This window comes from Geodermatophilus normandii (assembly GCF_003182485.1).
In the GTDB taxonomy this organism is placed as follows: Bacteria; Actinomycetota; Actinomycetes; order Mycobacteriales; family Geodermatophilaceae; genus Geodermatophilus; species Geodermatophilus normandii.
Genome location: NZ_QGTX01000001.1, coordinates 3367048 through 3385657, shown reverse-complemented (window position 1 = coordinate 3385657; position 18610 = coordinate 3367048). Strand labels below are relative to the sequence as shown.

18 protein-coding genes are annotated in these 18610 nt (G+C 75.5%); 3 read left to right on the top strand and 15 right to left on the bottom strand.

From position 1 onward, the window contains the following. Positions 1-66: 66 nt before the first annotated feature. The 4 genes from JD79_RS16435 to recD2 form a co-directional block, all read right to left on the bottom strand. Positions 67-351 carry a hypothetical protein gene (locus JD79_RS16435; protein WP_110006395.1) on the bottom strand — a complete coding sequence of 95 codons (285 nt, stop codon included), beginning with the start codon at positions 349-351 and terminating at the stop codon, positions 67-69. Further along, the gene (locus JD79_RS16430) at positions 348-1412 is read right to left on the bottom strand and encodes a PD-(D/E)XK nuclease family protein (protein ID WP_110006394.1); all 1065 of its coding nucleotides are present in this window, start codon (positions 1410-1412) and stop codon (positions 348-350) included. The genes JD79_RS16435 and JD79_RS16430 overlap by 4 nt, the downstream gene beginning before the upstream one ends. A 64-nt stretch (positions 1413-1476) precedes the next feature. Next, positions 1477-2958 (bottom strand): hypothetical protein, encoded by a 1482-nt coding sequence (locus JD79_RS16425; RefSeq protein WP_110006393.1) that lies wholly within the window; start codon positions 2956-2958, stop codon positions 1477-1479. A 137-nt stretch (positions 2959-3095) separates the two neighbouring features. After that, positions 3096-5333 carry an SF1B family DNA helicase RecD2 gene (recD2, locus tag JD79_RS16420; protein WP_110006392.1) on the bottom strand — a complete coding sequence of 746 codons (2238 nt, stop codon included), beginning with the start codon at positions 5331-5333 and terminating at the stop codon, positions 3096-3098. 180 nt (positions 5334-5513) lie between these two features. On the opposite strand from recD2, the gene JD79_RS16415 reads away from it, so the two are divergent. Then, positions 5514-6014, top strand: coding sequence for a single-stranded DNA-binding protein (locus tag JD79_RS16415; protein WP_110006391.1), 501 nt, complete (start codon positions 5514-5516; stop codon positions 6012-6014). A 77-nt stretch (positions 6015-6091) separates the two neighbouring features. Here the strand turns inward: JD79_RS16415 and JD79_RS16410 are convergent, their stop codons facing one another. Further along, positions 6092-6928, bottom strand: a complete 837-nt coding sequence (locus tag JD79_RS16410) for an ABC transporter permease (protein ID WP_110006390.1) — start codon at positions 6926-6928, stop codon at positions 6092-6094. Next, positions 6925-7923 carry an ATP-binding cassette domain-containing protein gene (locus JD79_RS16405; protein ID WP_110006389.1) on the bottom strand — a complete coding sequence of 333 codons (999 nt, stop codon included), beginning with the start codon at positions 7921-7923 and terminating at the stop codon, positions 6925-6927. Before JD79_RS16405 ends, JD79_RS16410 begins: the two co-directional genes overlap by 4 nt. Before the next feature lie 217 nt (positions 7924-8140). Between JD79_RS16405 and JD79_RS16400 the strand changes: the two genes are divergently transcribed. Next, positions 8141-8602, top strand: coding sequence for a VOC family protein (locus JD79_RS16400; protein ID WP_110006388.1), 462 nt, complete (start codon positions 8141-8143; stop codon positions 8600-8602). Here the strand turns inward: JD79_RS16400 and JD79_RS16395 are convergent. The 5 genes from JD79_RS16395 to JD79_RS16375 all read right to left on the bottom strand — a co-directional run bounded on the left by JD79_RS16395 (position 8577) and on the right by JD79_RS16375 (position 13944). After that, a complete protein-coding gene (locus JD79_RS16395) occupies positions 8577-10001 on the bottom strand; it encodes an FAD-binding oxidoreductase (RefSeq protein ID WP_110006387.1) in 1425 nt (474 codons plus the stop codon). The genes JD79_RS16400 and JD79_RS16395 overlap by 26 nt on opposite strands. A gap of 15 nt (positions 10002-10016) precedes the next feature. Then, entirely contained in the window at positions 10017-10736 is a 720-nt protein-coding gene (locus tag JD79_RS22285) for a Crp/Fnr family transcriptional regulator (protein WP_170149242.1), read from the bottom strand. Positions 10737-10762: 26 nt separating this feature from the next. Beyond that, positions 10763-12475, bottom strand: a complete 1713-nt coding sequence (locus tag JD79_RS16385) for a glycerol-3-phosphate dehydrogenase/oxidase (protein WP_110006386.1) — start codon at positions 12473-12475, stop codon at positions 10763-10765. A gap of 40 nt (positions 12476-12515) precedes the next feature. Further along, positions 12516-13505 (bottom strand): class II fructose-bisphosphatase, encoded by a 990-nt coding sequence (glpX, locus tag JD79_RS16380; RefSeq protein ID WP_281270322.1) that lies wholly within the window; start codon positions 13503-13505, stop codon positions 12516-12518. Between the two features lie 199 nt (positions 13506-13704). Beyond that, a complete protein-coding gene (locus JD79_RS16375) occupies positions 13705-13944 on the bottom strand; it encodes a hypothetical protein (protein WP_110006385.1) in 240 nt (79 codons plus the stop codon). Between the two features lie 219 nt (positions 13945-14163). Here JD79_RS16375 and JD79_RS16370 point away from each other — a divergent pair, with 219 nt between their 5' ends. Next, the gene (locus JD79_RS16370; RefSeq protein ID WP_110006384.1) at positions 14164-15144 is read left to right on the top strand and encodes a hypothetical protein; all 981 of its coding nucleotides are present in this window, start codon (positions 14164-14166) and stop codon (positions 15142-15144) included. A gap of 17 nt (positions 15145-15161) precedes the next feature. Here JD79_RS16370 and JD79_RS16365 read toward each other — a convergent pair whose 3' ends face one another. From JD79_RS16365 to JD79_RS16350, 4 genes are read right to left on the bottom strand one after another with little or no spacing between them, the layout of a single operon-like run. Further along, on the bottom strand, positions 15162-15566 hold the full coding sequence (locus JD79_RS16365; protein WP_110006383.1) for a hypothetical protein: 405 nt from the start codon (positions 15564-15566) through the stop codon (positions 15162-15164). 41 nt (positions 15567-15607) lie between these two features. After that, the gene (locus tag JD79_RS16360) at positions 15608-16654 is read right to left on the bottom strand and encodes an isopenicillin N synthase family dioxygenase (RefSeq protein ID WP_110006382.1); all 1047 of its coding nucleotides are present in this window, start codon (positions 16652-16654) and stop codon (positions 15608-15610) included. Beyond that, entirely contained in the window at positions 16651-17742 is a 1092-nt protein-coding gene (gene add / locus JD79_RS16355) for an adenosine deaminase (protein WP_245900158.1), read from the bottom strand. The genes JD79_RS16360 and add overlap by 4 nt, the downstream gene beginning before the upstream one ends. Then, positions 17739-18590, bottom strand: a complete 852-nt coding sequence (locus tag JD79_RS16350) for an ABC transporter permease (RefSeq protein ID WP_110006381.1) — start codon at positions 18588-18590, stop codon at positions 17739-17741. The genes add and JD79_RS16350 overlap by 4 nt, the downstream gene beginning before the upstream one ends. Positions 18591-18610 lie beyond the last annotated feature (20 nt).

The following is an 18610-nucleotide window of genomic DNA, read 5'->3' as shown; positions in this document are numbered from 1 at the left end:
TGGAGTCCAGCCGGGCGGATTCCAGCCGGGCGGAGTCCAGCCGGGCGGGGTCCAGCCGGGCGGGGCTCAGCCGGGCGGGGTGGGGGCCGCCGCGCCGGCGGTGGGCTCCTGCGGCCCGGGCCCGGCGACGATCCACGCCGTGCGCCCGTGGATGGGCGGTGTCTTGGTGCCGTCGGTGAACCACACGACCACGCCCCCGTGGGCCCGGCACCGCGACCGCACGACCCGGACCCGGCTCCCCCGTGTCGTCCGGCTCGGCCGGACGAGCGGCAGGCCGAAGTCCGTGCCGATGACGTCGGTGGTCAGGACCGGCTCCCCCGCGGGCAGCCGGGACGTGGCGACGGTGGTCACGGGGACTCCCCGGGATCCGGCCGGACACCGGTGCGCGTGACGCGGATCGTCCGGGGGGTGCGGGTCCTCCGGGTGGGGACGACCTCGCCGAGCTCGGCGAGCCGCTCGACCGCGGCGTCCTTGTCGACCTGCGTGCGCAGGCCGCCGCCGGACCACTCGCAGTGCAGGTCGCCCGCCGGCCCGGACCGCCCGCGCAGCAGCTCCCGGGCGTACTCCTTGTGGCGCCTGGCCTCGTTCTCCAACGCCCGCCAGCTGTCGTAGTCGCGGACGGCGGCCACGTAGTCCTCGTCGGTCACGGTCAGCCGGGACTGGCGGGAGACCTCGCCCTCGGTCTCCTCGTCCACCGGGGGGCCCCAGCACAGGTCGAGGAACGGGCACCAGTCGCACATGGCGTCCACGCCGGGGCCGAAGCCGTCGCGGGGAACGGCGTCGACGCCCTCGTCCTCCACGGTGCCGTAGACGTCGGTGAGCCACATGAGGGCCTCGGCGGTCAGGGCCGGGTCGGCGTCGGCCTCGAAGACGACGTCCTCGCCGGAGTCGCGGGACAGGTAGCGCAGGCGCAGCCCGTCGACCTCCTGCCCGGTGCCGGCCGGCACCCTGCGGTCGGCGGTCTGCCCCGTCCGCAGCAGCCAGCCGTAGACGGCCACCTGGAACCAGTGCCGGACGGGGACCCCCCGGGTGAGGACCCGCTCGAAGCCGAACCGCGACGTCGTCTTGAGGTCCTCCACGACCGGGGCGTGGTACCAGTCGCACCGGCCCTTGACCTGCTCGCCCCGGAGGCCGACCTCGGTCAGCCCGCCGTACTCGCGCCGCAGCGCCCGCAGCACCCCGCGGTGCAGCTCGGTGCCGATGAAGGCCTGCAGGCCCGTGGCGGTGTTCGTCGGGCGGCGCCGGGCGATCCGGTAGGCGGCGCGGCGGCGGCACTCGCCGAGCTCGGAGGCGCCGATCATCCGCTGGCGGGAGCGGGACCGGCGGCGGTCGAGGTCGCGGACCGCCGCGGCCAGGCTCGGGGCGGCCCGCCGCTCGGCGGCGCTGGGACGGTCGGGCAGGACGGCGGTCATCGCGTCTTCCTCGGTCGGGGCGGGAGAGCGGGGCCGGGGACCGGCCCCGCTCCCTCGACACGGGTCAGGCGACGTCCGCGCGGTCGTCGGCGCCGTTGCGCTGCGCGGCGATCACCACGCGCACCAGGGCGGTCAGCCGCTTGGTCGCCACGTGCTCGACCGGCCGGCCGAAGCGGTCGGCGATCTGCTCCTCCGTCACGCCCAGCGCCTCGAGGCTGGCGAGCACGCCCCGGCGGGCCGCGGTGGACCGGCGGTCCTTCGGGTCGTCGGGGGTCGCCGAGGGCTCCAGCAGCGGGTTCGCCGGCGGAGCCTCCCCGCCGGTCTCCTCCGGACGGGGAGCCGCCATCGCGGCCTGCGCGGCCGCGGCGGCGGCCTGGGCGGCCTGGACCACCGCGGGGGGCGTCTGCGGAGCCGACGGGTCGCCCGCCGCGACCCGGCGCCGGCCGGCGGGGTGGGCCTTCACCGCCGCCTCGAGCAGCTGCTCGTGCCGGGCCCGGATCAGCTCCGCGACCGTGTACGGGCCACCGGGGGTCGCCACCTCGGCCTGCAGCAGGCCGGTGCGGTTGGCCTCCGTCCACACCTCGCGCAGCTCGTCGTCGCCGCGGGCGTCACCGATCCGCGCGACCAGGTCGGCGACGTCGGTCTCGCCGCGTCCGCCCGCCCGGGCCGCGGGGCGGTCGCCGGCCACCTGCTCGGTGCGCTCGTGCTCGAGCAGCCCGCCGCCGTGGAAGGAGACGAGGTCGCGCACGTGCGCGGTGCCCGGGTCGCACTTGAGGGCGTCGAAGACCAGCCACTCCAGCAGCCGGCCGGTGGCCGCGGAGTCGGTGACCTCCCGCGCCGGGTCGCTGTTGGGCTTGATGCCGACGTGCACGCTGCGCGCACCGACGATCAGCGGCCGGCGCCCGCGACGCAGCCGCATCCAGACCGACGCCGCGTAGGGGAACTCCCGGTGGGTCTGCACCGACCAGGTCTTCTGCCCCTCGATCGGACGGCCGTTGGCGTCGACCTCGGTGACCTCCTTGCCGCGGGCGGTGACGACCACGATGCCGGGGAAGGTGAGCAGCTCGGTCTGCAGCTTGCGCCAGCGGGAGCCGGCGTCGTTCCACAGGTTCTGGCTGATCGTCACCTCGGCGTTGGGGTCGCGCTTGAGCAGCTCGCGGTTGCGCGCGGACCTCGCGGCGCGGTCGCTGGCCCAGTCCTTCAGGCCGTCCCAGATCGCCGAGCCGGTGTCGATGGCCAGCACCACCGGCGGCTGGCCGGCGTCGGCCGCGCGGCGGGCCTCGGCCTTGACCGCCTGGACGGCGGCGAGCACCGCCGCGTAGGAGCCGTCGTGCTCGATGAGCTGGTACCGGGCGCCCGGGATCGCGCCGTACTCGTCGCCGGCGCCCTCGTTGAGGTCGATCCAGTACAGCGCGCCGATCTTGTCCGAGGCGCTGAACTGGGCCAGCGCCCAGCTCTTGCCTGCCTTCTCCTCGCCCTCGAGGAGGATGCACGGCCACGGGACGCGGCCGGTGGGCTTGCGGGTCTTGAGACCGGGGACGGTCATGGGGGAACTCCTTGTGACACGGGGAAGATGTCACCCCGGACACTACGAATGGGTACCGACAGAAACGGCGTGTCGGCTTGACACCTGGCCTCGCCGGCTCCGGGCGTTCGCTCCCGGCGAACAGCCCACCGCGCCGGTCAGGCCGCGGCGGCCCCCGCAGCGGACGCCCGGCCGCGGAGGCGGTGGGCCAGGGCGGTGTGCCGGCGTCCGGAGCCGGCGGCGCGCACGGCCTGGCCGAGGGCCCGCGGCGAGCCCACGAGCACGACCAGCCGCTTGGCGCGGGTGACCGCGGTGTAGAGCAGGTTGCGCTGCAGCATCGCCCAGGCGCTGGTGGTCAGCGGGATGACGACGCACGGGTACTCGCTGCCCTGGGAGCGGTGGACGGTGACCGCGTAGGCGTGCACCAGCTCGTCGAGCTCCCCGAAGTCGTAGACGATCGACTCGTCCTCGTCGGTGCGGACGGTGACGGTCTGCTCGACGGTGTCGATCGCGGTGACGACGCCCTGGGTCCCGTTGAAGACGCCGTTGCGGCCCTTGTCGTAGTCGTTGCGGATCTGGCTGACCTTGTCCCCGACGCGGAACACCCGGCCGCCGAACCGCTTCTCGGGCCGGTCGGGCTGGGCCGGGGTGAGGGCCTCCTGCAGCAGCTCGTTCAGCGCGGCGGCGCCGGCGGGCCCGCGGTGGACCGGGGTCAGCACCTGCACGTCCCGGCGGGGGTCGAGGCCGAACCGGGCCGGGATCCGGCGCACCACGACGTCCGCGGTGAGCCGGGCGGCCTCCTCGGCGTCGTCGGTGGCGAAGAGGAAGAAGTCGTCGAGGCCGCGGACCTCGGGCACGGTGCCGGCGTTGATGCGGTGGGCGTTGGTCACCACCCCCGACCGGCTGGCCTGCCGGAAGACCTGGGTCAGGCGCACGTGCGGGACGGGGGTGCCCTCGGCGAGCAGGTCGCGCAGCACCTCGCCGGCACCGACCGACGGCAGCTGGTCGACGTCGCCGACCAGGAGCAGGTGCGCGCCCGGCGGGACGGCCCGCACCAGCTTGTTGGCCAGCAGCAGGTCCAGCATCGAGGACTCGTCGACGACGACCAGGTCGGCCTCCAGCGGCCGGTCCCGGTCGAAGCCGGCGTCCCCGCCGGGACGCAGCTCCAGCAGCCGGTGCACCGTGACCGCCCCGACGCCGGTCAGCTCGCTCAGCCGTCTCGCCGCCCGGCCGGTCGGCGCCGCGAGCACGATCCGCGCGCCCTTGGCCGCCGCGAGGGTCACGATCGAGCGGACCGTGAAGCTCTTGCCGCAGCCGGGCCCGCCGGTGAGGACGGCGACCCGCTCGGTGAGCGCCAGGCGCACGGCCTCCTGCTGGCCGGGCGCCAGGTCCACGCCGGTGCGCCGGTGCAGCCAGCCCAGCGCGGCGTCCCAGTCGACGGTGGCGAACGCGGGCATCCGGTCGACGCCGGCGGTCGCCAGCCGCCGGAGCCCCGCGGCCAGGGAGACCTCCGCCCGGTGGAACGGGACGAGGTAGTAGGCGACCGTCGGAGGCTGCCCGTCCGCCCGGGGGAGCTCGTCGCGGATGACGCCCTGGTCGGCGACGAGCAGGGCCAGGCAGTGACCGACCAGGACGGCGGGGACCTGCAGGATCTCCACCGACCGGGCGACCAGGTCGGCCTCGGGCAGGAAGCAGTGCCCCTGCCCGGTCGCCTCGGAGAGCACGAACTGCACGCCCGCCTCGACCCGCTGGGTGCTGTCGTGCGGGATCCCGACCGCGGCCGCGATCGTGTCGGCGGTGCGGAACCCGATCCCCCACACCTCGGCGGCCAGCCGGTAGGGCTCGGTCCGGACCACGCCGATCGAGGCGCCGCCGTACTGCTTGTAGATGCGCACGGCCAGCGAGGTGGACACGCCCACCCCCTGCAGGAAGACCATCACCTCCTTGATGGCCCGCTGCTCCTCCCAGGCCTCGGTGATCAGCCGCGTCCGCTTCGGGCCCAGGTTCGGGACCTCGGCCAGCCGCGCCGGCTCCTCCTCGATCACCCGCAGCGCGTCGGTGCCGAAGTGGTCGACGATCCGCTCGGCCAGCCGCGGGCCGATCCCCTTGACCAGCCCCGACCCCAGGTAGCGGCGGATGCCCTGGACGGTGGCGGGCAGCACCGTGGTGTGGTCCTCGACCACGAACTGCCGGCCGTACTGGGGGTGCGCCGCCCACCGCCCCTGCAGCCGCAGGGTCTCCCCCGGCTGGACGCCGAGGAGGGAGCCGACCACGGTGACCAGGTCGCCGCCCCGCCCGGTGTCCACCCGGGCGACGGTGTAGCCGGTCTGGGCGTTGGCGTACGTGATCCGCTCCAGCGTCGCCTCCAGGACCGTCCCGGTCCGCGCCTCCGCCACCCGCCGTCCTCCCGCTCGCCGCCGTCCGACTCCCGATGCTCACAGGCACCGGGGACAGTTCGGCCCCGCCCGCCCTGGGACGCGGCCTCCCGGTGGCGGGGAACACAGGACTGTCAGCCGGTCCCCCTAGCCTCCAGACGCTCACCTGAGCGATGCACCGACGACACGGAGGACCGGATCATGGCCGGCGACACAGTCATCACCGTCATTGGCAACCTGACCAGTGACCCCGAGCTCCGCTGGACGCCCTCGGGCGCGGCGGTCGCCAACTTCACCATCGCGTCCACGCCACGCACGCTGGACCGCCAGACCCAGGAGTGGAAGGACGGCGAGCCGCTCTTCCTGCGCTGCAGCGTGTGGCGGCAGGCGGCGGAGAACGTCGCCGAGTCGCTGACCCGCGGCTCGCGGGTGATGGCCCAGGGCCGCCTCAAGCAGCGCTCCTACGAGACCAAGGAGGGCGAGAACCGGACCGTCATCGAGCTCGAGGTCGACGAGATCGGCCCGTCCCTCCGGTACGCGACGGCGACGGTCACCCGGGCCTCCCGGTCCGGGGACGGTCCCGGCGGGGGCTCCGGCGGTGGGGACGGCGCCGGCGACGGCCGCACCGGAGCCGGGCGGGGTGACTCACCCGACCCCTGGGCGGTGCCGGTCGGCGCCGGCAGCGAGGACCCGCCCTTCTGAGCTCCCACCGGGCGCAGCGCAGGACCCCCACGGCCGTCGGCCGTGGGGGTCCTCCCGTCGTGGGCGCGGCCCGGGACTCAGCGGCTGCGGTACAGCCGCGTCGTCAGCGGCAGGAACACCGCGGCCAGGAGCACCGCCACCGCGAGGGAGACGACGACCGCCACGCCGTCGAGCTCCCCGGCCATGAGCGACCGCGAGGCGGTGGCGAGGACCGAGATGGGGTTGACGTCGACGAAGGCCTCGAGCGGGCCGGGCAGCGTGGCGGGGTCGACGAAGACGTTGGACAGGAAGGTCAGCGGGAAGATCGCCATGAAGCCGGCGTTCATCACCGCGTTCGGGGAGCGCATCAGCAGCCCGAGGACCGAGAAGACCCACGACAGCCCGAACGAGAACACGACGACCAGCGCCAGGGCCGCGACCGTCCCGGCGAACCCGCCCTCGGGCCGGAAGCCCAGCGCCACGCCGACGACGATGATCACCGTGCCGGCGACCACGTAGCGGACGCTGTCGCCGAGCAGCGAGCCGAGCAGCGGCGCCGGCCGCCAGATCGGCAGCGAGCGGAAGCGGTCGACGACGCCCTTGGTCAGGTCGGTGTTGAGCGAGATCCCCGAGTAGACGGTCGTGAACAGCACCGACATGACGAGCAGCCCGGGGAGCGTGTAGTCGAGGTAGGCGCTGGTGGACCCGGCGATCGCGCCACCGAACAGGTACGTGAACAGCAGCAGGAACATCACCGGCGTGACGGTGACGTCGAGCAGCTGCTCGGGCACGTGCCTGACCTTGAGCATGCCCCGCCAGCCGAAGACCAGCGCGGCCGAGAGCCGGCCGGGGCGTTGCGGGCGCGGTGTGGATGAGATGGCCCGGCGCACCGCCGCGGTGTCGGCGGAGCCGGTCGTGCGGGTCGTGGCGGTCATGACGCGTGCTCCTGCAGGGTGTCGGAGGGCCGGGACGCGTCGTCGGCGTCGTCGGCCGCGTGGCCGGTGAGGGCGAGGAAGACCTCGTCGAGGCTCGGCTGCTGCAGCGAGAAGTGCGCCAGCGGGATGCCCGCGGTGGCGAGCTCGGCGACGGCGATCGCCGCCCGCTCGGCGTCCGCGCCGACGGCCGACAGCGCCGCCGGGTCCGGCTCCAGCACCACCGGGCCCACCGCGCGCTCGAGCTTCTCGGCGGCCTCGGCGCGGCGCCGGGGGTCGAGCAGCCGGACCTGCAGGGAGCCGGTGCCGACCGACGCCTTGAGGTTGCCGGGGGTGCCCTCGGCGATGACCCGGCCCCGGTCGATCACGGCGAGGCCGTCGGCGAGCTGGTCGGCCTCCTCGAGGTACTGGGTGCAGAGCAGGATCGTCGTCCCCTCGGCCACCAGCGCGCGGACGATCTCCCAGACCTGGTTGCGCGAGCGGGGGTCCAGCCCGGTCGTCGGCTCGTCGAGGAACATCAGCCGCGGGGTGACGACGATGCTCGCCGCGATGTCCAGCCGCCGGCGCATGCCGCCCGAGTAGTGCTTGACCAGCCTGCCGGTGGCCTCGGCGATGTCGAAGGCGTCCAGCAGCTCGTCGGCACGGTCCCGGGCGCCGGCCCGGGAGTAGCCGAGGAGGCGGCCGAGCAGCACGAGGTTCTCCCGGCCGGTCAGCTCCTCGTCGACGGAGGCGAGCTGGCCGGTCAGGCTGACGAGCTCGCGCACCGTGTCGGCCTCGGTCACGATGTCGTGGCCCAGCACCCGGGCGCTGCCCGCGTCGGGCGCGATCAGCGTGGCGAGCATGCGGATCGTGGTCGTCTTCCCCGCGCCGTTGGGGCCGAGCACCCCGTAGATCGTGCCCGCCGAGACGGCGAGGTCGACCCCGTCGACGGCACGTGTCGTTCCGAAGGACTTCCCGAGCCCGCTCGCCTCGATGGCGAGTGGTGTCTGTGTGGTCATCGGCTTCCTCACCTCGAGCGCAGCAGGACGTCTCTGCGGGTTGTGACGGACTCTCCGCCGGGGACTCATCGGACGCGAGCGAGTTCTGCGCGAGACGGGTCCCCGTCACGGCCCAGGCTCGTGGTTCACGCCGACTCGAGGTCAAGCCCCCGATGAGTCCCCGGCGCCGGGACGGTCCCCTGGCAGGGACACCACCCCGCGACTCCCGGGAGGACCGATGAGGACGCTGCACGTGGGCCTGCGCGTGACCGACATCGAGCGGTCGCTCGCCTTCCACACCGCGCTCGGCTACGAGGTGGCCGGCGAGGTCCCCCGGACGGGGATCGGGCACCTGACGATGCTCCGGCTGCCCGGTGACCCGTTCGTCAGCCTCGAGCTCGTGCACGACCCCGCCGGCTCCGCGGTCCGGCCCGGCACCGTCCTCAGCCACCTCGTCGTCGCCGTGGAGTCGATGTCCGCGCTCGTCGCCGCGCTGGCCGGGCAGGGCGTCGACGTCGAGCCGCCGACGTCCCCGGACGGCTCGGCGGACTTCCTGGCCGCGTGGGTCACCGACCCCGACGGCACCCGCATCGAGCTGGTCCAGTGGCCGCCCGGCCACCCCGGCGGCATGACCGCCGCCGACCTCCCCGGCTGGGCTCCCCTGCGAGGGGCGCTCAGCCCGGGGGGACGTTCTGGTTGAGCCGGAACAGGTTGCCCGGGTCGTACGCGCGCTTGAGCGCGGTGAGCCGCCGGAGCTTCTCCTCCCCGTACGCCTGCCGGACGCGGGCGCCGCCCTCCTCCATCAGGAAGTTGACGTAGACGCCCGTGTGGAACGGCGCCAGGGCCGTCCAGTAGTCGCGGGCCCACTGCCGCTGGTCCTCGAACCCGGCCGCGGTGGGCGTGTTGCCGTTGATGTTGAAGGTGAACCCGGCGGAGCGGCCGCTGAACGCCGTCGCGTCGTCGGCGACGCGGGCCACCGCCCCGCCCATCTGCCACAGCGCGATGCTGCTCATCGGCGAGGTGATGCGCCGGCCATGCTCGACCACCACGCCGATGACCTCGTCGGAGAGCGCGGCGACGTCGCAGGAGCGGACGTGGTACCAGCAGCCGTGCCGGAACGACGGGTCGAACATCTGCTGGTGCGCCAGGAACGGCGTGGGCGCGAACAGGTCGAGGACCGGCGACCCGGTCCTCCGCATCGGCCGCAGCACCGCCTCGCCCTCGTCGACGTCGCCGGCGTAGCAGGCCGCGACCGCGATGACCGGCCGCCCGACCAGCTCCGGCGGGACGGCGGGCAGCGCCGGCGCGAGCCGCTGGACGACGATCGTCATCAGCTCGTCCGGGCACCCGTCGATCCAGTCCCGGTAGGAGCGCAGCACCTGCTCGGCGTCGTCCATGGACCAGAAGGTCGCGCCGGCCATCACCTGCGGCCCCAGGGGGTGCAGGCGGAACCGGAAGTCGGTGACCACGCCGAAGTTGCCGCCGCCGCCGCGCAGCCCCCAGAACAGCTCGGCGTTCTCGTCCTCCGCGGCGCGGACGAACTCCCCGTCGGCGGTCACCACGTCGGCGGACTCCAGGGAGTCGACGGTGAGGCCGTAGCGGCGCATGACCCAGCCGATCCCGCCCCCGAGGGTCAGCCCGGCCACCCCGGTGTGGGACACGATCCCGGACGGCACCACCAGGCCGTGCTCCTGCGTGGCCCGGTCCACCTCGCCCAGCAGGGCCCCGGCCTGGACACCGGCCACCCGGGCGTCCGGGTCGACGCGCACGCCGGCCATCGGCCGCAGGTCGACCAGCAGCCCACCGTCGACGGTCGACAACCCCGGGAAGCTGTGGCCCCCGCCCCGGACGGCGACGGTCAGCCCGGAGTCGCGGCCGAAGCGGACGGCGGTGCGGACGTCGTCGACGCCGGCGCAGCGGGCGATGACGGCCGGACGCCGGTCGATCGAGCCGTTCCAGACGCGGCGGTGCTCCTCGTAGCCGTCGTCCGCGGGGGTGAGGACCTGCCCCTCGAAGGAGGCGCGGAGCGCGGCGACGGCCGGGCCGTCCGCCGCGGTCGTGCGCGCCGTGACGTCGTCCGCGCCCACCGTCCTGGTCATGCGGGCAGTGTCGGGTCAGCGCCGGGGCCGGTCAGCGACCCAGGTTCCACCCAGCTCCCCGCTGAGCCGGACCGGGTCGAGGATCTCGATGTGGTCGCGGTGGGTGCTGACCACACCCGACTCCCGCAGGTCGCGCAGCGCGCGCACGACCACCTCGCGCACGCTGCCCACGGCCTCGGCCAGCTCGCGCTGGCTGACCGGGACGGTGAGCGCCGGCCGTGCGCCGGGGCCGGCGCGGGACTCCTGCGAGGCCAGGTCCAGCAGGTGCCGGGCCACCCGGTGCCGGACGCTGGTGAACGCGCTGTCGCTGATCTCGTGGACGAAGCTGCGCACCCGGTCGGCGAGCTCGCGCAGGAACGCGTCGGCCACGTCGGCGTCCTCGGCGGCCACGCGCCGCACTCCCTGCGGGGACAGGCGCAGCACCGTCGTGTCGACGACGGCCTGCGTGCCCGCGGGGATCCCGGTGCCGTCGGCGTACAGCGACACCAGGCCGAGGAGCGCGCCCCGCCGGGCGTAGCGCACGGTCATGCCCCGGCCGTCCGGCGCGGTGACGAACACCCGGACGAGCCCGTCGACGGTCAGCTCCAGGAACTCGGCGGTCTCGCCCTCCCGGTGGGTCACCGAGCCGGCCGGCACCCGCACCCGGCACGCCCCCGCGAGCAGCCGCTGCAGCGCGAGCGGGCGCAGCCGCGCGAGGTTCGACGCGGCGAGGGCAGCCGCGACGTCGTCGTCCACGCCGGACACCGGGACCCGGGAGCCGGTCAGGCCATGCTGGTCGTGCCCACCCGCACGTCGGGCGCGCCCAGGCGGGCGGCGTCGGCGGTGCGGTCGTCCGGCTGCTCCTGGGACTCCCGCTCGGCCTCCACCCGCAGCCGGTAGTGCGACACCTCCCGCTCGACGTGGGCGGCGTCCCAGCCCAGCAGCGGCGCGACGACGTCCGCGACCTCGGCGGCCGCGGCGATCCCCCGGTCGGGCACCTCGATGGAGATCCGGGTGCGGCGGGTCAGGACGTCGTCGAGGTGCAGGGCGCCCTCGTGGCTGACCGCGTAGTGGGCCTCGGCCCGCAGGTACTCGGGTGCGCCGGCCAGCGGTTCGCGCAGCGCCGGCTGCTCGGCCATCAGGTCGAACAGCTCCCCGCTGAGGGTCCCGTACCGCCCCAGCAGGTGCTCGATCCTCGAGAGGGGGAGCCCGGTGCGCTCGGCGGTGAGCCGGCGCGCGTTGTGCGCGGCGGCGTACCCCTCCGCGCCCAGCAGCGGGATCCGCTCGGTGATCGACGGCGGCACGGTGCGCTCCAGGCCGTGCACGGCGGAGTCGACGGCGTCCTTGGCCATCACGCGGTAGGTCGTGTACTTGCCGCCGGCGATGACGGTCAGGCCGCGCACGGGACTGGCGACGGCGTGCTCGCGGGAGAGCTTGCTGGTCGCCTCGGACTCCCCCGACAGCAGCGGCCGCAGCCCCGCGTAGACGCCGACGACGTCGTCGCGGGTGAGCGGGTCCTGCAGGAGGCCGTTGGCGTGGTCGAGCAGGTAGTCGATGTCGTCCCTGCTCGCGGCCGGGTGCGCCAGGTCGAGGTGCCAGTCGGTGTCGGTCGTCCCGATGATCCAGTGGCTGCCCCACGGGATGACGAACAGCAGGCTCTTCTCCGTGCGGGTGATCACGCCGGTGGCGCTGTTGATCCGGTTCCGCGGGACCACCAGGTGCACGCCCTTGGACGCGCGGACCTGGAACTGCCCCCTCCCGCCGACCATCTGCTGGATCTCGTCGGTCCAGACCCCGGCGGCGTTGACCACCTGCTGCGCGCGGATGGCGAACTCGCCGCCGCCCTCGAGGTCGCGCACCCGGACCCCGGCGATCCGGTCGCCCTCCCGGAGGAACTCGGTGACCCGCGTGCTGGTGACGCACAGCGCGCCGTACGCGGCCGCGGTCCTGGCCAGCATCATCGTGTGCCGCGCGTCGTCGACCTGGCCCTCGTAGAAGCGGATGGCGCCCCGGATCGCCGACCTCCTGCCCGACGGGAAGGACTCCGCCGTCGCCCGGCGGCCCAGGTGCCGCAGGTGCCCGGGCACCCCCCGCCCCGCGCCCATGAGGTCGTAGACGCCGATGCCCAGCCCGACGTAGGCCCGGTCGATGCGCTTCTGCAGCGGGTAGATGAACGGGACCGGCCGGGCCAGGTGCGGGCACAGGGTGCCGAGGACCAGGCGGCGTTCCCGCAGCGCCTCGAAGACCAGGTGGAAGTCGAACTGCTCGAGGTAGCGCAGCCCGCCGTGGAAGAGCTTGCTCGACCGGCTGGAGGTGCCGGCGGCGTAGTCGCGCGCCTCCACCAGCCCCACCCGCAGGCCCCGGGTGACCGCGTCCAGCGCGGCGCCGGCACCGACGACCCCGCCGCCGATGACCAGGACGTCGAGTTCCTCCTCCGCCAGCCGCTCGAGGGCGGCGGCGCGGTTCCCGGGACTGAGCCGTTCGGACAGGGACACGGTCGCTCCTCTGCTCGGGTGCGCCGGGTGCGGCGCCTGGTCAGTGGCGGATGAGGTTGGAGCGGCTGCGGTCGTGCCGGGTCTCGATGACCCGGATGGCTCCCGACCTCGAGCGCATGGACAGCGACTGGGTCACCACCGCGTCCTGCTGGAAGCGGACGCCGCGCAGCAGCGCGCCGGTGGTGACGCCCGTGGCGCCGAAGAACACGTCGTCGCCCGACACGAGGTCGGTGGTGGTGAGCACGCGGTCGAGGTCGTGCCCGAAGTCGATCGCGGCGGCCCGCTCCGCGTCGTCCCGGGGGCGGAGCCGGCCGAACAGCTCCCCGTCGCTGCACCGCAGCGCGCAGGCGGCGATGACGCCCTCGGGGGTGCCGCCCACGCCGACGAGCAGGTCGACGCCGGAGTCCGGCTGCCCCACGGCGATGGCGCCGGCGACGTCGCCGTCGAGCAGGGAGCGGACCGCCGCCCCGGCGCGGCGGATGTCGGCGACCAGCTCCTCGTGCCGGGGGCGGTCGAGGACGGCGACCGTCAGGTCCTCCTGCCGCCGGCCCAGCGCGCGGGCCACCACCGCGAGGACGTCGGCGATCGGGGCCTCGGGGTCGACGGCGTCCGCGGCTGCACCCGGGACGACGAGCTTGGACATGTAGACGCAGGGCCCGGGGTCGAACATCGTGCCCCGCTCGGACAGGCCCACGACCGCCACCGCGTCGGGCAGCCCCTTGGCCGCGGCGGTGGTGCCGTCCACCGGGTCGACGGCGATGTCGACCTCCGGGCCCGAGCCGTCGCCGACCCGCTCCCCGTTGAAGAGCATCGGCGCCTCGTCCTTCTCCCCCTCGCCGATGACGACGACCCCGGACATGCCGACGGTGCCCAGCACCGGCCGCATCGCGTCGACGGCCGCGGCGTCGACCCGGTTCTTGTCCCCGCGGCCGACGAAGCGGGCCGAGGAGATGGCCGCCGCCTCCGTGGCGCGGACCAGCTCCAGGGCGAGGTTGCGGTCCGGGTCGAGCGGCATGCCGGGCCCGCTCACGCGGCCGCACCCGTCGTGGGGGGCGCGGCCGCGGACCGTCCGGAGCGGGGTCTGTGCGGGGTACGGCGGTCATGGCCAGCACCTCTGCTCGGGAGTCCGGAGCGCTTCGGTCTCTCGCCTGCCCCGCGGGGACGACGCGCCTGGACCGTAACGTCGGGTGACCTGGACCACAACGCCCTCCAGGCCTCGCAGCGACCGCTCAGCGCACTCCGTCGGGCGCCTCCGGGGCCCGGCGGCTGCGCGACCGCGCCTCGAGCTCCGCCTGCCACTCCGCCCGGCCGCTCGCGCTCGCCCTCGCCGCCGCGCTCCACAGGACGACGACGGCCACGACCGCGACGACCAGGAGCACGAGCAGCAGCCCGGTCAGGAGGTCCTCCCAGCCGGCCCACGGTGGGACGGTCATGCTGCCGGGACGCGCGGGGGCGGGGTCGGGTGCCATGCCCCGAGGGTGGGCCACGCCGCGGGTCCCGGGACCCCCCGGCCCGACGTCTCACCCCGCAGGGCGACGTCACGCTCCGCGAGCGGCGCCGGCTCCCCGACCCGATCAGGCGGGCCGGCGCGCCCTCCCCGGTGATCCGGCTCCGGCAGCCGGCCGCACCCCCCGCCGACCGCCCTAGCGTCCCCGCTCCCGGGACGGGTCCCGCGGAGGGAGGCAGGCATGACGACCACCGAGCTGCACAGCGACCACGAGGCCGAGGCCGACCAGGAGGCCGCCCAGGAGGCCGCCCGGGAGGCCGGCCAGGAGCCCGACCGGGAGGCCGACCGCCGGCGCCCGAACGTCTCCGGCGACCTGCCCACCGTCCTCGGGGCCGCACCCGCGTTCCGCCGGGTCGTGGCCGGCTACGACCGCTTCCAGGTCGACACCTACGTCCGGTGGGCCGAGGACGAGCTCGCCACCGCGGACCGGGAGCGCGAGCACCTCCTGACGCGGCACCTGCGGACGCGCGCCGACCTCGAGGAGGCCCGGCGGCTCCTCGCCCACTCGTGCGGAGGCGCTGCGTCCCTGCGGCTGTCCTCCCGGATCGGGTCGGTGCTCGCCGCGGCGGCCGACGAGGCCGAGGGCCTGCGGGCCGAGGCGGAGGCCGACCGCGCCGCCGCCGCGTCGGAGGCGGCTCGGACGGTCGCCCGCGCCGACCGGGTCCTCGCCGACGCCGAGGCCCGCGCCGGGCACCTGCTCGCGGCCGCGGCCGCCCGCGCCGCCGCGACGACGGCCGAGGCGGAGGGGGTCCTCGCCGGCGCCCGGACCCAGGCCGACGCGCGGCTCGAGGAGGTCCGCCTCGCCGGGCTGCGGGCCGCCGAGGACGCCGGCCGGATCCGCCGGCGGGCCCGGGACGAGGCGGACCTCGCCCGGCAGCAGGCCCGCGACGAGGTCCTCCGGGTGCTCGGCACCGGCCGGGACGAGCGGCGGCGGGCCGACGACGCGGCGGCCGCGGCGCGCGAGCGCCTGGACCGCGACGCCGCGGCGCGCCGGGAGGCCCTCCTGGCCGAGGTCGCGGCACTCGAGGAGCGGCGGTCCGCGCTCCGGGCCGAGGTCGGCCGGCCGGCCGCCGCGGTCGCCGTCCCGGCCGGCGGCCGGCGCTCCCTCCGCGGCCTGCTCCACCGCCTCGACCGGCGGCCGTGGTCCTGGCGGGTGCCCTGAGCAGCGTCGGCCGACGCTCAGCGGCCGGCCAGGACCGCCAGCGCCGCGGCACCACCCCACCCGGCCACGACGACCGGCGTCTCCACCGGGTCGAGACCGCCCGGGCGCACCCGGACCCGGCTGCACCGCTCGCTCAGGTAGCCGGACGTCAGCCCGGTGCCCAGCCACCGCAGCACCCGGCGCGCACGCTCGTCGGGCCCGCGCAGCAGCCGGCCGAGGGCCCACACCTCGAGCGCGAGCAGGTACGGCGGCGCGCTGTAGGCCGTGCCGAACCACAACCAGTCCCGGACCAGGTGCTCGGGGCTGCCCGTGAGGAAGGGGACGTCGAAGTGCCGGCGCCGCCGCAGCGCGACGACGTGGCCGACGACCTGGGCGGCCAGCTGGACCGACGTGACCGCCACGAGCGCCGTCCGCTGACCCATGCCGCGCGACGGTAGGGCCTCCTGCCCCTCGGACGGGCTCCTCAGGTCCGGTTCTGTGCCGCGAGCACCCGGGCGGCCTCGCGGTCGGCGTCGGGGTTGGCGACGCCGGCCCGCGAGCCGGCGAGCTTGGCGCGGATGTGCTCGCCGACGGTGATCGGCGGGTACGGCGAGCCGTCGCCTCCGCAGGTCGGCAGGGTCTCGACGAGGGCGTCGACGTTGCCGTCGTGGAAGAACGCCGCGCTGCGCCGGCGCCGGATGGTGCCGTCGACGATCGGCGGCTTGACCCGGTGCAGGGTCGACATCCACCGGTCGTTGGTCCACCGCGCCATGAGGTCCCCGAGGTTGACCAGCAGCGCGCCGTCGGCCGGCTGGACGTCGTGCCAGCCGCCGTCGCGGCCGAGCACCTGCAGGCCGGCGACCCGGTCGGCCCACAGCACGGTGACGATGCCGTAGTCGGTGTGCTCCCCCATGCCGGTGAGGTCGCCGTCGAGGTCGAGGGCACCGGGCTCGAGGGCGTAGTTGTTCATCCGGAGCACGTCGAGGCTGTGGTCGGTGTAGCGCTCGAAGAAGCCCTCCGGCAGGCCGAGCGCGTCGGCGAACACCGTGGTCAGCGTGCGCGCCACCCGCGAGGCCTCGGCGGAGTAGGCCGAGACCGCCGCGCGGAACGACGCCGCCTCGGCCGGCCAGACGTTCTCGGGGTAGTCGGCCTCGGGGAGGCCGAGCCCGGGGAAGTCCGAGACGGCGGCGCCCACGTTGAACGCCTCGAAGAAGTCGTGCATCCGGTTGGACGGCGCCAGCCCGAGGCTGAGGCTCAGCGACTCCGTCTTGGGCGGGGCGTACCCACGGTTGACCTCCGGCGGCGTCCGGTAGCGCTTCTTGACCTCCAGCGGGAGGAGGAAGAACTCGTCGAGGGCGGCGGCGAAGGCGTCGGTGACCGCGGTCGGGACGCCGTGGCCGACGACCTGCACGAAGCCCACCGTGCGGGCCGCCTCGTCGAAGGCCGCGGCGGTCGCCGCGCGCTCGTCGGCGGTGCCGGTCCCGACGTAGGGCGCGATGTCCACGGTGGGGACGGAGAACGGCGTGCTCATGCGGGGGACTCCTCGGGGGCCGGTGGTGCGTCGGGGGTGGCGGCCACCATCGCCTCGACCCGCGCGAGCAGGGCGGCCTTGTCGGTGCGGTCGAGCCAGCAGGCCTCGACGGCGTTGCGGGTGAGGTCGGCCAGCCGGTCGCGGCGCCAGCCGAGTGCGTGCGCGAGGACGCGGTGGTCGTGGGTGGGGTCGGTGCCGAACATCGGCGGGTCGTCGCTGTCGATCGTCACGCACAGCCCGGCGTCGACCATCTCCGCGATCCGGCGGTGGGTGCCGTCGCCGCTGCCGGAGTAGCGGCCGATGTCGGAGCTGACCGGGGTGCAGGTGAAGGGCACCCGCTCCTCGACGCACCGGGCGGTGATCGCCGCGTCGTCGACCACGTGGTAGCCGTGGTCGACCCGGCTGCAGCCGAGCTCGTCGAGGAGGACCTCGACGTGCCGCGGTGGGCCGGACTCGGAGTGCGCCGTCCGCCGCAGCCCGGCGCGGGCGGCCAGCCGGTAGGCCTCGACGAAGCGGCCCGGCGGGCCGTTGACCTCGGCGTAGTCCAGACCGATGCCGAGCACCTCGTCGACCCGGTGCTCGACCACCTGCTCGACCAGCTCGACGGCGGCCGCGCCGCTGCGCTCCCGGCAGATGCCGACGACGAAGCCGGCCCGGATCCCGGTGTCGGCCTCCGCGTCGCGCGCACCGGCGAGCACGCCTTCCAGGAGCCGGGGGTAGGGCACGCCGGGGTGGCCGGGCGGGCTCAGGTGCACCTCGCGGTACAGCACGCCGTGGGCGGCGCCGCCGGCGGTCAGCGACTCGTACGTCACGCGGTGCAGGTCGTCGGCGTCGCGGACCAGCGAGCCGACCACGTCGAGGACGCGGAGGAACTCGCCGAGGTCCTCGTAGCTCGCGTGGTCGTAGAGCTCCTCGGCGGACCGGCCGAGCGGCACCCCGTGCCTGCGGGCGAGGTCGACCACGGTCTGCGGCGCCACGCTGCCGATCAGGTGGCAGTGCAGGCTGACCTTGGGCAGGGCGGCGACCATCGCGTCGATCGCCGGGTCGGCCGGCACGGGCGTGGAGTGCACGCCGGCCGCGAGGCTCACCGGGCGCTCCCCGGCCGGCCGAACCGGCTGAGCACGGCGGTCTCGACCAGCTGGGCGAGCAGGTACAGCACCAGCGCGGTCAGGCTGACGACGACGACCAGCGCCCAGACGCGCGCGTTCTGCGAGCGGCCGGCGGCGGAGACGACGGCGTAGCCGATCCCCTTGCCCGTCGCGAGCCACTCGGCCAGCAGCGCGCCGGTGAGCGCCCCGGGCACCGCGATGCGCACCGAGGCGAACAGCGCGGGCAGCGCGGAGGGGAAGCCGACCCGCAGCAGCACGGTCGACGGCGACCCGCCGTAGACGAGCACCAGGTCGCGCAGCTGCGGCGTGACCGAGCGCAGGCCCTGCACGGTGTTCACCAGCGCCGGGAAGAGCACGACGATCGCGCTCATGATCGCGACGACGCCGTAGCCGCGGCCGACGAGCAGGATCAGGATCGGCGCCAGCGCGATGAGCGGCACGGTCTGCAGCACCAGCGCGACCGGCATCACCGCGGCCTCGAACACCGTCGAGCGGACGACGAGCGCCGCCAGCACGATCGCCGTCAGCATCCCGGCGGCGAACCCCACCGCGGCGTCGGTGAGGGTCTGCTGCAGCAGCGCCCCGATCTCCGCGCGCAGCTCGGCGGAGTCGTCGTCGGCGAACAGCGTCGTCCACACCTCCGCCGGCGTCTTGCCGACGTAGGGCGAGACGTCCCAGATGCGCAGCGCCGCGATCCACAGCAGCACCACGATGCCGACGACCAGGAGCGTGGTGGCGACCTGGCGCAGCGCGGTCCACAGCAGCGAGCCGGTCCGGCCGGGGACCGGGGCGGTCGCCTCGTCGGCGCCGGGCAGCAACGCGGTCACGCCGACGCCCCCGCGACCAG

Bases quoted from the DNA above. Each gene is read 5' to 3' on its own strand.
- JD79_RS16430 (WP_110006394.1), bottom strand. From the start codon at position 1,412: ATGACCGCCGTCCTGCCCGACCGTCCCAGCGCCGCCGAGCGGCGGGCC.
- JD79_RS16425 (WP_110006393.1), bottom strand. From the start codon at position 2,958: ATGACCGTCCCCGGTCTCAAGACCCGCAAGCCCACCGGCCGCGTCCCG.
- JD79_RS16415 (WP_110006391.1), top strand. From the start codon at position 5,514: ATGGCCGGCGACACAGTCATCACCGTCATTGGCAACCTGACCAGTGAC.
- JD79_RS16410 (WP_110006390.1), bottom strand. From the start codon at position 6,928: ATGACCGCCACGACCCGCACGACCGGCTCCGCCGACACCGCGGCGGTG.
- JD79_RS16405 (WP_110006389.1), bottom strand. From the start codon at position 7,923: ATGACCACACAGACACCACTCGCCATCGAGGCGAGCGGGCTCGGGAAG.
- JD79_RS16400 (WP_110006388.1), top strand. From the start codon at position 8,141: ATGAGGACGCTGCACGTGGGCCTGCGCGTGACCGACATCGAGCGGTCG.
- JD79_RS16395 (WP_110006387.1), bottom strand. From the start codon at position 10,001: ATGACCAGGACGGTGGGCGCGGACGACGTCACGGCGCGCACGACCGCG.
- JD79_RS16375 (WP_110006385.1), bottom strand. From the start codon at position 13,944: ATGGCACCCGACCCCGCCCCCGCGCGTCCCGGCAGCATGACCGTCCCA.
- JD79_RS16370 (WP_110006384.1), top strand. From the start codon at position 14,164: ATGACGACCACCGAGCTGCACAGCGACCACGAGGCCGAGGCCGACCAG.
- JD79_RS16365 (WP_110006383.1), bottom strand. From the start codon at position 15,566: ATGGGTCAGCGGACGGCGCTCGTGGCGGTCACGTCGGTCCAGCTGGCC.
- JD79_RS16360 (WP_110006382.1), bottom strand. From the start codon at position 16,654: ATGAGCACGCCGTTCTCCGTCCCCACCGTGGACATCGCGCCCTACGTC.